Raw genomic sequence first — 13,045 nt, forward strand, 5'->3', positions numbered from 1 at the left:
GGCTCATCGCGCCGCGGGCAGCGCCATGACGAGCGTGCCTTCCCAGCGGACCTGCGGCGCTTGCGCCGATGCGTCCTTGCTGCCTGCTGCGGGTGTCGTGGGCGTCGTCGGCGTTGCGGCGGGGGCGCGGGTCAGGTGGGCTTCGCGAGGCACCGCGTGGGCGTTGCCGCGTGCCTGCGCCAGCCATTGGGCGACCGCCTGCGCGGGCGCCGCGCGCAGCGTGACGGTGGCACCGTCGCCGCCGGCGTTCATGAGCTGGGCGTTGTGGGTGCCCAGGCCCTCGCGCACCGAGGTTTCGAGCGCACGCATGGCGTCGTCGCGGTTCAGCCGGGGCTGCGACTGCATCGCCTTCGCGCGGTTCTGCAAGGTGGCCATCTGCTGCAGCTGGGCATCGAGCTTCGCGTGTTCGGCCGGGGCCGCGGCCAGCGTGCGCAACGCGGGTGCGAGCGCAATCCACCAAAGCAAGGCGAGTGCCACGAGCGCGACCGCGGCGGCGACCAGGCGGCGCTCGCGCGCTTCAAGGGTGGCCCAGCGGGCCTTGAGCTGTTCGCTGAAATTCATCGGGTGGCCTCGGCCTGTACCAGCAGCAGATCGCCTTCGGTGCGCACGTTGTAGCCACGCGGCGCGAGCGCACCGGTGAGCTGGGAGACCTCGGACGGTTGCAGCCCGAGGCCGCGCAGGCGCAACTGGCCGGCGCTGTAGTCGACGGCGGCCGGCACCTTGCCCGGCGGCAGGTTGGTGGCGAGCGCGCCGACCATCGGTTCGAAGTCGCTGCTGGCCACGTCGCCCACGGCCTGCTGCAGTGCCGCGACCTCGCGCGCCATCTGCAGCGGCGCGTCGACCACGATCTTCACCGAGGGGAAGGTCTGGGTGAGGATGGCGTCTGCAGCTTTGCGCTTGGCTTCGAGCGCATTGCGCTCTTTCCAGGCCCAGGCATTGAGGCCGATCAGTTGGGTCAGCAGCAGCGCGACGGCGCCCCAGCGCGCGGCGCGCCACTCGGGTGCGTAGCGCAGGGTCTGGAGCACCGAGGCGAAACGCTTGCCGGCACGCGCACGGCCGGTTGCGGCAAGGTCGAACTGCGCCAGCTCCCAGGGCGTGCGCGCGGCCTGCAGCCAGCGCTGCGGCGTCTGCACGATGGGCACGCGGCGCCCGAGCAGGTGCTCGGCCGTTTCGGCCACGGCGGGCTCGGTGGTGATGACGGCGGTGTCGAGCGGCAGGCCGCCCGACAGGGCCAGCCCGGCACCGGCCAGCGGCAGCGAGACGACGCCATCGGCATCGCAGACGGTGAGCTGCGGCGCCTCGGGTTCGCCCGTGATCTGCAACAGCGGCGGGCCGTCGGCCGGCTGCGGCGCGAACTCGGGGACGATGCGCACCACGCGCCGCCCCGCCGCTTCGAGCCCCTGCACGACGCTGCGCAGCCAGATGCGGTTGCAGGCCGCGACCCACACCGGCGTGCCGGCAGCCTTGGCGTCGGGTTCGAGCGCGAAGTGCAATGCTTCGGGGTCGTCGAGCAGGTGCTCTTCGAGCAGGCCGTCGAGCACGGCGCGCAGCTTGGAGGCGCTGCCCGTGCTGCCCTTGGGCAGCGTGACGCGGTGCCACGACAACGCGGCCGAAGGAATGCCGAGCGTGACTTCTGTGCTCGATGGCAGGAGCGCCAGCAGCGCGCGGCCTTGGTTGCGCAACGCAATGCCGTCGTCGCCTGCCTGGGCCCAGTCGTACTCACCCGCGGCGTCGGCCGGAGGGAGGGGGGCAATGAGCAGCAGGGGAGTCATGTCGATCTTGGAAAAGCCGGTGATTGTAGGTGGGCGTCTTACAGCAGAACGCTCTTATTTCGATAGCGTAACTCGCAGATATGACGCTTCTGGAACGGCCTTTTTGAGGAGGAAGATTACTTTCGACATCAGGGTTTGACCGGAGTGTTCGTCGCACCGGCGCCGCGCGTGCGCCAGACCGTCGTCACCGTGATGCCGTTGCGCTGCAGGAGCGAATGTTCCTCGACCCAGGTGCGGTCCAGGCGCAGGCGGCCGTACACCTCGAAGAACTGGGTGCCCACGCCATGCTGCGTCGCGTTGAAGGGCGAGCTGCCGTTGGGCAATGCGGCATTGGCGGCGGCGAGATCCTTGAAGAAGGCGCGCGTGCGGCGGTCGACCAGCTGCCGCGCGTTGGCGATGCTGAGCGACTCCATGCTGGCGCTGATCGCCTCGGCGCTGGCGGTGTTGATGTTGAGCGTGGTGCGCACCGGAAGGATCGTCACGTAGGGTTGCAGCGCCGCGGCGGTCGAGGGCGAGAGGCCCAGCCACACCAGCTGCGAGACCTCTTGCGGCAGCAGCGGCGCGGCACCGGCATCGACGTCGGCGCTGCCATCGGCTGTGGTGCCGTTCGACAGTGCGCTGGCCAGGCCGGCGGTCATCCGGTTGAGTTCCGACACCGGCAGCCCCAGCAGGTTGAACAGCCGGGTGAAGGTGGCGACAGCGGCCGGCGCCGGCTTGCCGCCATCGACCAGCGACAGCACGTTGAGCTTGGACTGCGCATCGACGATGCGGCCCGAGAGAAACGCGTCGGGCAGGCCGTCGAGGCTGTCGCTCGACACGTTCTTGTCGGCCGCCAGGAAGCTGGTGAGGCGCGCTTCTTCGAGCGGCACCGCCCAGGGCTCGCCCAGGTAATCGGCGCCGCCGGCGCGGCCGTCTTCGGCAAGGATCAGGCGCGACCAGTCGAGCGCGCCGATCAACACCCAGGCGGCCTGCACGCGTGCGCGCTCGGCGCCTTCGACTTCCGATGCGCGCCATTGCTGCCACAGCGCCGCAGCGGAGAAGGTGGCGACCAGCATCACCGTCAGCATGGCGGCGAGCAGCGCGGCACCGGCCTGGCGGCGCGCGCGTTGCATCGGCTGGGTGGTGCGCGGCGTCGTCATGATTTCGGCGCTCCGACCGTCGGCCGGACCCAGTCGCGGGTGAGGACGCCCGACAGTCCGTCGCCGGGCGGCAGGCTCAGCACCAGGCGCACGCCATCGGGCATGTTGACGATGGGGGTGGTGGGGCTGGCTGGGTTGCCCGGCGTGGGCGGATTGGTCGGCGGAGGCGTGGCGGCGGGCAACTCGCCGGCCGGCACCCAGGTGTTGTCGCGGAAGAAGAAGAGCTGCCAGCTGTCGGCGGCCATCAAGGCGACGTCGCCGTAGCCGCCCGGTTGCGCGCCACCGTCTTGCGCCCAACTGGCGGCGAGGTTCCAGGCCTGCTGCCATTCGCCGCGCGTGGTGAAGGTGGGCGATTGCCAGCGTCGCCAGCGCACGCCGTCGGGGCCGCCGCGCAGTGTCCATGCCACCACCTGCACCGCCGGTGCGGCCGCGTCGCTGTTGCGGCGGGTGAGGCGCAGCACGCGGCCATCCCAGTCGATCGGACGGGTCTGGGCGAGCGCGGTCGTGGCGTCGAGGTCGGCGCCCCACTGGGCGAGCGTGGCTTGCAGCGTCAGCACGGCGTCGGCGCGTTGCTGGTTCTGCGTGGTGGCGCGCGACATGCTGTCGAGCCCGCGCCAGCTCACGAGCGACAGGAGCGCCATCACGGAGATGGCGACCAGCAACTCGATCAGAGTGAAGCCGCGCGCCCGATGTCGCGAGGCCCGCTGCTGGAGCATCGGGGAGCGGGCTTCGTCCGGCCGTGGGTGTTGCGCCCGGCAAGGAGAAGAAGGAGAAGCGACGCGAGGCGCGTGCAGCCTGGGGCCGGTCATCAGTACCTCCCCACGATGGTCGAGATGCGCAGGATCGGCGCGTTGCCTTCGTCGCGCACCTGCACGTCGACGCGGCGGAAGTTGGGATTGAGCGTGGGCACCGTCGAGGTCGTCACGTTGAACGACGCGCCCGCCTGCACGCAGATCGAACCCGAATCGCCCACCGCCGGCATCTGCCGCGACAGGCGGGCCTTGGCGAGTTCGTTCTCGGCGCACAGGTCGGCCAGCACCAAGTCGGACTGGCGCTGCGCATTGCGCGTGAGCGACATCGTGGCCTGCGAGCCGGCGGCGAGCGCCAGTGCGACGATGCCCAGGGCGATCAGCACCTCGATCAGCGTGAAGCCGCCGTCGCTGCGCGAGGAAGAAGAAAAGGGCCGGCGGCTCATGGCACGGCGGAGACGGTGAAGGGGCGCAGCCCGTCGGTGGCGATACGCAGCGCGCGCGCGGGCGGGCCGGCGGAATACAGCGTGACCTGTTGCGCCGCAATGATCGGGTCGGGCCCGAGCTGCAAGGCGGGAACCAGCACGCCACTGGCGAGCGAGACCTGGGCCGTGATGCCTTCGGCGACCCAGCCGCCAGGCAGCGCGTCGGCCGGCAGGCCATCGAACACGAAGCTGCCTTCGACCGGCCGCCAACGCACCGCGACGCCACTGGCCCGCGATTGGGCGCGGGCCGATTCGAGAAGGGCGGCGAGCCGGTCGGCCTCGCGGTCGAGCTTGGCGGCGTTGGTGTCGCGCATCGCGAAGCTCACGCTGGCGGTGGCGATCGCGATGATCGCGATCACGACGATCAACTCCAGCAGGGTGAAGCCGCCGAGGGCGCGGCGCTGCTGCTTGGGGTGGCGGCGGGCGCCGGTGCCGCTACTGCCAGCTGCCGATGTCGGCATTCTTGCCTTCGCCGCCGCTCACGCCGTCCGCGCCGAACGAGAGCACGTCGATTTCGCCCTTGATGCCCGGGTTCAGGTACTGGTAGGGATGGCCCCAGGGGTCGTTGGGCAGCTTCTCGACGTAGGGCTTCCAGTTGGGGGCGGCCGGGCCGGTGGTCGGGCGCGTGAGCAGCGCCTGCAGGCCCTGCTCGGCGGTCGGGTAGCGCTGGTTGTCCAGGCGGTAGAGCTTGAGCGCCTGCATCAGGTTGTTGATGTCGGTGCGGGCGGCCGTCACGCGGGCGTCGTCGGCGCGCTCGATCACGTTCGGCACGATCAGCGCTGCCAGCACGCCGATGATGACCAGCACCACCATCAGCTCGATCAGCGTGAAGCCGCGTTGGGCGGTGCGGGAAGCGGCACGAAGGAATTTGGTCATAGGTTGGGCGACATGGTTCGGAAAGCGCGCTGCATGATAATCCGCGGCCATGACAAGTCCTTACTCCGCAGCCCGCTGGCATGCCCCACTTGCAACGACCGGTCTTTGGGCACTGGCCGCCGGCGCCGCGGTGTTCTGGGGGCTGCGCCTGGCCTCGCCGGCCGACGCTGTGGCGGCCGCGGCGACGATGCCGCGCCCTTCGGTGTCTGCCGATTCCGATGCGGTCGCGCGGTTGCTCGGCGTGCTGCCTTCGACGAGCACGGCACCCGTGGCCCCCGAGGCGGCCAGTCGCTTCGCGCTGTCGGGTGTGGTGGCGGACCCCTCGAAGCAAGGGGCCGCGCTGATTTCCATCGATGGCAAGCCGCCCCGGCCGTTCCGCGTCGGCTCGAAGGTGGGCGACAACTACGTGCTGCAGTCGGTGGGTGTGCGTGCGGCGACGCTGGGTGCGCAGGTCGATGGACCGGCCGCGTTCACGCTGCAGTTGCCCGTGCGCGCGCCGATCAGCGTCAGCAGCAGCGTGCCGCCGCCTCCGCTGGCAACGCCTGCGCCCCAGGCCGCGCCGGCAGGGCTTCTGCCCGCGACCATGCCGGCTGTCGCGGCGCCGCCGCAGATGGGCGGCGGGGCCCTGCAACAGCAGCCGGCGATGACGCCGCCGCCCCAGGGGGGCGCCGCTCAGTAGCAGCGCCGTTGTTGCGCGAGCGAATGAACGAAAAAGCCGGCCTTGCGCCGGCTTTTTCTTTTCCGCCGTGCGTCAGGCCTGCAGGAACAGCCGGTAGGCGGGGTTGGCCGTTTCCTCGACGTAGGGATAGCCCAGCGTTTCGAGGAAGGCATCGAACGCGGCGGCCTCACCGGCCGGCACTTGCAGCCCGACCAGGATGCGGCCGTAGTCGGCGCCCTGATTGCGGTAGTGGAACAGGCTGATGTTCCAGTTCGGCCGCATCAGGCTGAGGAACTTGAGCAGCGCACCCGGGCGCTCGGGGAACACGAAACGCAGCAGCCGCTCGTCGTGCGCCAGGCCCGTGCGCCCGCCGACCAGGTGCCGCAGATGCTCCTTGGCGAGTTCGTCGTGCGTGAGGTCGAGTGCGTCGAAGCCGTGGTCGATGAAGGTCTTCGCGATGGTGGCCGATTCGCCGCGCGCCGACGTCGTGAGGCCGACGAACACATGGGCCTTGGCGGCATCGCTGATGCGGTAGTTGAACTCGGTCACGTTGCGCGGCGCGCCGCCACCCGAAGGCGCGGCGGTGTTCGCGGGCATCTCGCTGATCAGCTCGCAGAAGCGGCGGAAGCTGCCGCGCTCCTCGGGAATCGTGACCGCGAACAGCGCCTCGCGTTCTTCGCCGACTTCGGCGCGCTCGGCAACGAAACGCAGGCGATCGAAGTTCATGTTGGCGCCGCACAGGATGGCCGCGTAAGTCTCGCCGTGGCGACCGTGCTGCGCCACGTATTCCTTGATGGCCGCCACCGCCAGCGCGCCCGCCGGTTCGACGATGCTGCGCGTGTCGACGAAGATGTCCTTGATGGCGGCGCACACGGCGTCGGTGTCGACGGCGATGTAGTCGTCCACCAGCTCGCTGGCGATGCGGAAGGTTTCTTCGCCCACGAGCTTGACGGCGGTGCCGTCGGAGAACAGGCCCACGTCGGGCAGGTTCACGCGCTCGTGCGCGGCAACCGATTGCATCATCGCGTCGGAGTCGTTCATCTGGACGCCGATCACCTTGATCTCGGGGCGTACCGCCTTGATGTAGTTGGCCACACCGGAGATCAGACCGCCGCCGCCGATCGCGACAAACACGGCATCGAGCGGCCCCTGGTGTTGCCGCAGAATTTCCATGGCGATGGTGCCTTGGCCCGCAATCACATCGGGGTCATCGAAGGGATGAACGAAGGTCAGGCTTTGCTGCGCCTGCAATTCGAGCGCGTGCAAGTAAGCGTCTGAATAGCTGTCGCCGTGCAAGACGATTTCGCCACCGAAGCCGCGCACCGCATCGATCTTCAATTGGGGTGTTGTCACCGGCATGACGACGACTGCGCGCGTGCCGAGCTTGCGCGCACCCAATGCGACGCCTTGCGCATGATTGCCGGCTGACGCGCAAATCACACCGCTTGCCAATTGCTCGGCACTCAGGTGCGCCATCTTGTTGTACGCGCCGCGCAATTTGAAGCTGAAGACCGGTTGCTGGTCCTCGCGCTTGAGCAGCACGGTATTGCCGAGCCTCTCGCTGAGTGCTCGCGACTTCTCGAGCGCGGACTCGACCGCAACGTCGTAAACCCGGGCGTTGAGAATTTTTCTGAGATAGTCAGCGGGCGTCAGCGCCGAATGAACAGGCGCACCGCGCATGATTTTTTTCAAGGGAGTTTTCATTTGCTAACTGACGATGATAAGAGGCATCGGGATTGCTTGCGGATATGACATGGACACAAATGTCATAAACCTCTTCAACAAAGCCCCAGCTGCAAATGATTCGGGATTTTTTGAACGCACTTATCCCACGGTTCACGCGACCGTCAATCAATTCAAGACAGAGCAAAATTTGTTATCAATTTCTGTCAGCGACCTTTCCAAAGGGCTGATGCAGGCAGAGGCCGCGCGCATCCAGCGAAAGGAAATTGGGCGTGCCACGTGGCAAGTGATGGGCAACAGGTTGCGTGCGCACATCGTTCCGCTGCTGGGCGATGTGCCAGCGCAGTCGTTTGCAACCACCGACGCGCAACGCTTGATAGATCGCCTCGGAGAGCAGGGCTTTACCAGTACGACGATTGCCCAGTACCTGGTGCTGTTGCGCAAGGTGGTGATGCACGGCGTGCACATCGGGGTGCTTCGCGATGCGCCTGCATTTCCGAAGGTCAAGGTGAGAAGCCAGCCGCGCGGCAGCTTCAGCGTTGCCGAGTACCGGACGATCATCGAGACCGCGCGCAGCTTGCGCGGACACTCGCATCCGGTGCTCGATCAACTCGCTCCCGGCGAACGCTTCTGGATTGCGCGCGAACTGCTCGTCATGCCGGACGAGTTGCCCTGGCTGATCCGCTGGATGGTGAACACCTTCGTGCGTCCGAGCGACATCAAGCTCATGAAGCACAAGCACATCGAGGTCGTGCGCGGCAAGCATGTCTACCTGCGAATGAACCTGCCGGAGACCAAGCGGCACAGCCAGCCCATCGTGAGCTTGCGTCCGGCCGTGCGGGTTCATGAATGTTTGCTCACTTATCGTCGCGAGCATGGCTTTGGCGGGGCGGAAGACTACATCTTCATGCCGCAGTTGAAGAACCGCGAGCACGCGCTCGCGGTGCTCAACTTCTTCTTTCACTGGGTGCTCGAAAAAGCGGGGCTCGAAAAGGGACCGTTGGGTCAGTCGAGGACGCTGTATTGCCTGCGTCATACCGCGATCACGTTGCGGCTGTTGTATGGGCAGGGCATCGACATGCTGACCTTGGCGCGCAATGCGCGAACGAGCGTCAACATGGTCGAGCGTTTCTACGCATCGGTGCTGAGCGGAGAAATGAATGTGGGGTTGCTGCAAAGCAGGCGTGGACGAATGAGCTGAGAAAGAGCAAAAAGTCGCCCAACGTGAGCTGGGCGACTTGAGGCTTTGTCGATTCGAACTGGCGCGAGCCAGCATGGGAATCAAGACCTGCGGATCAGAACGCGTGGCGGATGCCGAAGTCGTAGCCAGTCGATGTCTTCGGGGTGAAGGTCGTGTTGTTGCTGAAGAGCAGGTTGCTGGTCGACAGCGCAGCGCCGTTCTTGTTGCTGACGCGCGCGACCGTGGCGTACAGGGCCGTGCGCTTCGACAGGTTGTGTACGTAGCCGATGGCTAGCTTGTTGGCTTTCTCATCACCCTTGTTGAACGCGAACTGATTGAACGCGAACTGTTGATTGCGGTCGTACTTGACCGCCGAGTACGAAGCGCGAATCAGGCCAACGCCCACGGGGACGGTCACGCCGAGCAGGTAGCCGGTCAGATCGGTGCCGTTGTCACGGTCAACAATGTTGAACTGTTGGCTTGCGTAGTCGATCTTGTTCTTCGCCTTCGAGTACTCGCCAAAGAGCTTCACGGGGCCGAAGTCGTACGAGGCGCCGAGGTTGAGCGTGTTCACCTTGCTGGTGATGCCAGCTTGGTATTGATCGCCTGTGATGCTGCTGCCGTAGGCGATTGCAACGTCCAGGGGACCATTGGCGTAACCGAAGCGACCACCGACGTAGCGACCAGCGCGTGCCGTGTTGTCCTTATAGAACGCATTGGTCAGCGCGGCCGAGTTGGACTTGAACTTCGTCTGCTCGTTGAAGGCGTACATCACCTGACCGTAGAAACCCCCAAGGTTCGGTGGGAGGAAGTACCCGATCGAATTGCTCGCGCGGTCGTAATTCGTATTGCCACCGAAGCCACCAGTGGCCGTGGGGTCGAACCTGCTCTTCGGGTTGTACCCGTTGGCAGTGTTGATCAGGTTGCTGCCCACACCATTGGTGCCGAACGGATCGAACACGGTGTCGTTCCAGAAGGTGGGGGTGTAGTCACGGCCCAGGCGGACTTCACCGAAACCGCCGGACAGGCTCACGGTCGAGCGGCGCTTGAAAGATGAAACACCAGTGGCGCCATCGTCATTGCTGATCGGGGCTTCGAGCCAGAAGCTGGCGGCCAGGCCACCACCGAGGTCTTCCGTGCCACGGAAACCCAGGCGGCTGGAGTTGTAGCCCGAATTGGCCAGCGCGCGCTTGCTGACCTTGACGCTACCCTGGTTCACATAGAACGGGTTGACGACCGGCAGACCGTTGGCGCCGATAGAGATGCCGTTGTGCGTATCACGCGAGCTGTTCGAATAGCTACTGATCGACGCGTCGACCACACCGAACAGCGTGACGGACGACTGGGCCGAGGCAACACCGGCAACAGCCAGGGCAGCCAGAGCAGCTGCCCTTTTTGTGTGGCGCGCTAGAGTGGCGCCATGGGGCGTGGAACCTCTTGGACCGCAGAAAAGAAAAAAGCCCCGAGCTTTGCAGCTCGGGGCTAAATCCACCAATTGGAAGGGTGGAGGAGACAACTGGGTGCGCACAGCTTGGTGCGCAATGAAATAAAGTATATCGACTGTTTGTTGCGTTGCAACAAGCGAGTGATGCTTTTCCCACACATTAATGGATGTTGCCGTGCATTTGTGCCCGACATCCTCGACTGGAACCTTCAAAAACCATGGAATGCACAGTAAGTTGGACCGGTGACGCAGGCACCCGATCGGCCATGGGCTTCGTTGCCGAGACGGGCAGCGGCCACGTTCTGATGATGGACGGCGCTCCCGATGCTGCAAAACCCGAGAACGGCGGACAAAACCTCGCGGCACGACCGATGGAAACCGTGCTGGCCGGCACGGGGGGCTGCACCGCCTATGACGTCGTGCTCATCCTGAAGCGCGGGCGGCATCGTGTCGAGCGCTGCAGTGTCAAGCTGACCAGCGAGCGCGCGGAAAAAGATCCCAAGGTGTTCACGAAGATCCACATGCATTTCACCGTGGCCGGGAAGGGAATCCCGGCCTCTGCCGTGGAGCGTGCGATCGCGCTGAGCCACGAAATCTATTGCTCGGCCAGCATCATGCTGGCGAAGACCGCCGAGATCACTACAAGTTTCGATCTGATCGAAACCTGACGCCGACGCGCTAGATGCGGTGCGCCAGCGTGGTCATCACGCGGGAGGCCATGCGCATCAGGGCTTTCGCAGGCGCCGGGAGCTCTGCCGCGCCTGCATGGACGGCCTGCGCTGCGTGGCGCGCTTCATCGAGCTTCATCTGCTCGACGACCGCTCTAGATGCGCTGTCTATAAGGGGGAGACGATCCAGATGGCTGTCGAGGTGAGCTTCTACTTGGCGCTCGGTTTCGGCGACGAAGCCCAAGCTCAGCGGGTCGCCGAGGCGTCCCGCGAGAAGACCGAGGCCGAATGCGCCCGCGTACCAGAGTGGGTTGAGGATCGAAGGCCGGGCGCCGAGCTCATCGAGGCGCTGGCGTGTCCAGGCCAGATGATCGGTTTCCTCATGCGAAGCCTCGAGGAATTGGGCGCGCAGAGCCGGGTCGCGTGCGACGGCTGCCTGGGCCGTGTAAAGCGCCTGGGCACAGACTTCACCTACGTGATTCACGCGCATCAACGCGCCGGCATCCCGGCGTTCGTTGTCGCTCATCTCTCCAGGTGCGTGGGAGGGGGGGGGCATGAGCCGGGTGGCATGAGGACGGGCAAAGAGCGTACGCAATGCCGCATCTGCGGCGGTCAGGACGGGGTCGAGCAAGAGCGTCATGCGGCTATTTGAACGCACATGCCAAAGGCCACACTGGCGCGCCGTTCGATTTCATATCGTGGTGCGGCGGGCGACCTAAGTCCTTTGTTGCAGGACTGCAACGAAACGCGCAGGCCATCCAAGATTTCGGGCGAATTGTTTTGCCCTGCCGCAGCGGCTCTGGTGCAATAGCAACAACTTCCCAAAAGGAGGTTGGCCCGGGGTCCGGTGGGAGCACAAAAGTGCCAGTCACGGTGAGCCCTTCGCACCGGAGCCCTATGTTTAACCTTGGAGAAACTTGCAATGAAAAAATCTCTAGTTGCTCTGGCTGCCCTGGCTGTTGCCGGTGTTGCCTCGGCCCAGTCGTCCGTCACGCTGTTCGGTGTGGTCGACGCGTCGATCAGTAACTACTCGACCAAGAGCACCTGGCAGCCGTCGACCCCGTTCGCGATCCAGCCTTTCGCTGTTCCCGCTGGCCGCAAGCAAAGCCAAACCGCACTGGCTAACTCGGGTTACAACTCGAGTCGCCTGGGCTTCCGTGGTACGGAAGACCTCGGTGGTGGCTTGGCTGCAAGCTTCTGGCTCGAAGCTGGTCTGAACAACGACACCGGTCTCGGTGGTCTGTCGGGTACCCCTGGCGTTACGACCGATCGCAACGGTGGCTTGGCTTTCAACCGTCGTTCGACGGTGAGCCTGTCGGGTCCGTTCGGTGAAGTCCGCCTCGGCCGTGACTACACCCCGACGTTCTGGAACGACACCGTGTTCGATCCGTTCGGCACCAACGGCGTTGGCACCAACCTGATCTCGACTATCAACAATCGTTTGTCTAGCTTTGCGGGCCCCGGCTCTGCAGTTTCCGCTGGCGACAACTATGTTCGTTCGAGCAACTCGATCGGCTACTTCCTGCCGCCGAACCTGGGCGGTTTCTACGGCCAGTTCATGTACGCGCTGCATGAGAACACCAAGTCGAGCGACACCGGCTTCAGCAGCCCGTCGTCGAAGGGGCGTTACGTTGGTGGCCGTTTCGGCTACGCCAACGGCCCGTTGGATGTTGCCGCTTCGTACGGTCAAAGCACGGCGGCTGACACTGCCTCCGCGGCAGGTAGCCTGAAGGACAAGATCAACACCTTCAATCTGGGTGCTTCTTACGACTTCGGCCCCGCCAAGCTGTTCGGCGAGTACTCGCAAGTCAAGAACAAGTCCGACACCGGCGTGCCTCTTAACGTTGGCGGTTTCCCGTTCCTGTGGAATACGACGCAGAGCGACAAGTACAACGGCTATCTGCTGGGTGTGACGGTTCCAGTCGGTGCTGGCCTGATCCGCGCTTCGTATTCGTCGGTGAAGTTCAAGAGCGGTGCACCGCAGACGTTCAACTTCTTCAACACGAACAACAACGCGCGTGCTAACCAGTTCGCCATCGGCTACGTGCACAACCTGTCGAAGCGCACTGCCCTGTACGCTACGCTGTCGCGCATCAACCTGAAGCGCACTTACAACGACACCACGGGCGCGATGAACGCTACGACCGGTGGTTCGCCTGGCTACCTGACCGGTGGCGGCTACGCTCCGAAGAGCGCAACCGGCTACGACTTCGGTATCCGTCACGCTTTCTAATTTGACGCTGGCGTAAGCCAGCTTCGAATCGAAAAGCTCAAAAGCCACTCGACGAAAGTCGAGTGGCTTTTTTTCGTTCTGCAACCCGGAAAAGCATGCAGCGCACCCCCGGGGAACCACCGTGCGGGCACGCACCTTGCACTGCTAGCATGCCCGAT

The 13,045-nt window shown here is 65.2% G+C and carries 14 protein-coding genes; 4 read left to right on the forward strand and 10 right to left on the reverse strand.

Annotated elements, in window-relative coordinates; genetic code table 11:
- Positions 1-3: 3 nt before the first annotated feature.
- From gspM to gspG, 7 genes are all read right to left on the reverse strand, one after another.
- Positions 4-561 (reverse strand): type II secretion system protein GspM, encoded by a 558-nt coding sequence (gspM, locus tag BLQ28_RS23875; protein WP_093245359.1) that lies wholly within the window; start codon positions 559-561, stop codon positions 4-6.
- Positions 558-1,772, reverse strand: coding sequence for a type II secretion system protein GspL (gene gspL / locus BLQ28_RS23880; protein ID WP_093245361.1), 1,215 nt, complete (start codon positions 1,770-1,772; stop codon positions 558-560). Before gspL ends, gspM begins: the two co-directional genes overlap by 4 nt.
- A 128-nt stretch (positions 1,773-1,900) precedes the next feature.
- Entirely contained in the window at positions 1,901-2,911 is a 1,011-nt protein-coding gene (gene gspK, locus BLQ28_RS23885; RefSeq protein WP_256327428.1) for a type II secretion system minor pseudopilin GspK, read from the reverse strand.
- Positions 2,908-3,627 carry a PulJ/GspJ family protein gene (locus tag BLQ28_RS23890; RefSeq protein ID WP_093245363.1) on the reverse strand — a complete coding sequence of 240 codons (720 nt, stop codon included), beginning with the start codon at positions 3,625-3,627 and terminating at the stop codon, positions 2,908-2,910. The genes gspK and BLQ28_RS23890 overlap by 4 nt, the downstream gene beginning before the upstream one ends.
- 92 nt (positions 3,628-3,719) lie before the next feature.
- A complete protein-coding gene (gene gspI, locus BLQ28_RS23895) occupies positions 3,720-4,106 on the reverse strand; it encodes a type II secretion system minor pseudopilin GspI (protein ID WP_093245365.1) in 387 nt (128 codons plus the stop codon).
- Positions 4,103-4,606, reverse strand: coding sequence for a prepilin-type N-terminal cleavage/methylation domain-containing protein (locus BLQ28_RS23900; RefSeq protein ID WP_176801211.1), 504 nt, complete (start codon positions 4,604-4,606; stop codon positions 4,103-4,105). The genes gspI and BLQ28_RS23900 overlap by 4 nt, the downstream gene beginning before the upstream one ends.
- Positions 4,581-5,021: a type II secretion system major pseudopilin GspG gene (gspG, locus tag BLQ28_RS23905; RefSeq protein ID WP_093245367.1), complete on the reverse strand. Its 441-nt coding sequence runs from the start codon at positions 5,019-5,021 to the stop codon at positions 4,581-4,583. Before gspG ends, BLQ28_RS23900 begins: the two co-directional genes overlap by 26 nt.
- A 49-nt stretch (positions 5,022-5,070) precedes the next feature.
- Between gspG and BLQ28_RS23910 the strand changes: the two genes are divergently transcribed.
- The gene (locus BLQ28_RS23910) at positions 5,071-5,700 is read left to right on the forward strand and encodes a type II secretion system protein N (RefSeq protein WP_093245370.1); all 630 of its coding nucleotides are present in this window, start codon (positions 5,071-5,073) and stop codon (positions 5,698-5,700) included.
- A gap of 72 nt (positions 5,701-5,772) precedes the next feature.
- Here BLQ28_RS23910 and ilvA read toward each other — a convergent pair whose 3' ends face one another.
- Positions 5,773-7,383: a threonine ammonia-lyase, biosynthetic gene (gene ilvA, locus BLQ28_RS23915; protein WP_093245373.1), complete on the reverse strand. Its 1,611-nt coding sequence runs from the start codon at positions 7,381-7,383 to the stop codon at positions 5,773-5,775.
- Positions 7,384-7,432: 49 nt separating this feature from the next.
- On the opposite strand from ilvA, the gene BLQ28_RS23920 reads away from it, so the two are divergent.
- Entirely contained in the window at positions 7,433-8,563 is a 1,131-nt protein-coding gene (locus BLQ28_RS23920; protein ID WP_093245376.1) for a hypothetical protein, read from the forward strand.
- Between the two features lie 94 nt (positions 8,564-8,657).
- On the opposite strand, the gene BLQ28_RS23925 is transcribed toward BLQ28_RS23920, so the two are convergent.
- Positions 8,658-9,923: a porin gene (locus BLQ28_RS23925; protein ID WP_093245563.1), complete on the reverse strand. Its 1,266-nt coding sequence runs from the start codon at positions 9,921-9,923 to the stop codon at positions 8,658-8,660.
- Between the two features lie 281 nt (positions 9,924-10,204).
- Between BLQ28_RS23925 and BLQ28_RS23930 the strand changes: the two genes are divergently transcribed.
- Positions 10,205-10,654 carry an OsmC family protein gene (locus tag BLQ28_RS23930; protein ID WP_093245378.1) on the forward strand — a complete coding sequence of 150 codons (450 nt, stop codon included), beginning with the start codon at positions 10,205-10,207 and terminating at the stop codon, positions 10,652-10,654.
- Between the two features lie 10 nt (positions 10,655-10,664).
- Here BLQ28_RS23930 and coq7 read toward each other — a convergent pair whose 3' ends face one another.
- Positions 10,665-11,294, reverse strand: coding sequence for a 2-polyprenyl-3-methyl-6-methoxy-1,4-benzoquinone monooxygenase (gene coq7, locus BLQ28_RS23935; protein ID WP_093245380.1), 630 nt, complete (start codon positions 11,292-11,294; stop codon positions 10,665-10,667).
- 282 nt (positions 11,295-11,576) lie between these two features.
- Between coq7 and BLQ28_RS23940 the strand changes: the two genes are divergently transcribed.
- Positions 11,577-12,887 carry a porin gene (locus tag BLQ28_RS23940; protein WP_093245383.1) on the forward strand — a complete coding sequence of 437 codons (1,311 nt, stop codon included), beginning with the start codon at positions 11,577-11,579 and terminating at the stop codon, positions 12,885-12,887.
- The last annotated feature ends 158 nt before the right edge of the window (positions 12,888-13,045 follow it).

Source organism: Variovorax sp. EL159, from assembly GCF_900100965.1.
Taxonomy (GTDB): domain Bacteria; phylum Pseudomonadota; class Gammaproteobacteria; order Burkholderiales; family Burkholderiaceae_C; genus Variovorax.

What these genes read in the sequence shown, in the direction of transcription:
- gspM (WP_093245359.1), bottom strand. Translation starts at nt 561, where the DNA reads ATGAATTTCAGCGAACAGCTCAAGGCCCGCTGGGCCACCCTTGAAGCG.
- gspL (WP_093245361.1), bottom strand. Translation starts at nt 1,772, where the DNA reads ATGACTCCCCTGCTGCTCATTGCCCCCCTCCCTCCGGCCGACGCCGCG.
- gspK (WP_256327428.1), bottom strand. Translation starts at nt 2,911, where the DNA reads ATGACGACGCCGCGCACCACCCAGCCGATGCAACGCGCGCGCCGCCAG.
- BLQ28_RS23890 (WP_093245363.1), bottom strand. Translation starts at nt 3,627, where the DNA reads ATGCTCCAGCAGCGGGCCTCGCGACATCGGGCGCGCGGCTTCACTCTG.
- gspI (WP_093245365.1), bottom strand. Translation starts at nt 4,106, where the DNA reads ATGAGCCGCCGGCCCTTTTCTTCTTCCTCGCGCAGCGACGGCGGCTTC.
- BLQ28_RS23900 (WP_176801211.1), bottom strand. Translation starts at nt 4,606, where the DNA reads ATGCCGACATCGGCAGCTGGCAGTAGCGGCACCGGCGCCCGCCGCCAC.
- gspG (WP_093245367.1), bottom strand. Translation starts at nt 5,021, where the DNA reads ATGACCAAATTCCTTCGTGCCGCTTCCCGCACCGCCCAACGCGGCTTC.
- BLQ28_RS23910 (WP_093245370.1), top strand. Translation starts at nt 5,071, where the DNA reads ATGACAAGTCCTTACTCCGCAGCCCGCTGGCATGCCCCACTTGCAACG.
- ilvA (WP_093245373.1), bottom strand. Translation starts at nt 7,383, where the DNA reads ATGAAAACTCCCTTGAAAAAAATCATGCGCGGTGCGCCTGTTCATTCG.
- BLQ28_RS23920 (WP_093245376.1), top strand. Translation starts at nt 7,433, where the DNA reads ATGGACACAAATGTCATAAACCTCTTCAACAAAGCCCCAGCTGCAAAT.
- BLQ28_RS23930 (WP_093245378.1), top strand. Translation starts at nt 10,205, where the DNA reads ATGGAATGCACAGTAAGTTGGACCGGTGACGCAGGCACCCGATCGGCC.
- coq7 (WP_093245380.1), bottom strand. Translation starts at nt 11,294, where the DNA reads ATGACGCTCTTGCTCGACCCCGTCCTGACCGCCGCAGATGCGGCATTG.
- BLQ28_RS23940 (WP_093245383.1), top strand. Translation starts at nt 11,577, where the DNA reads ATGAAAAAATCTCTAGTTGCTCTGGCTGCCCTGGCTGTTGCCGGTGTT.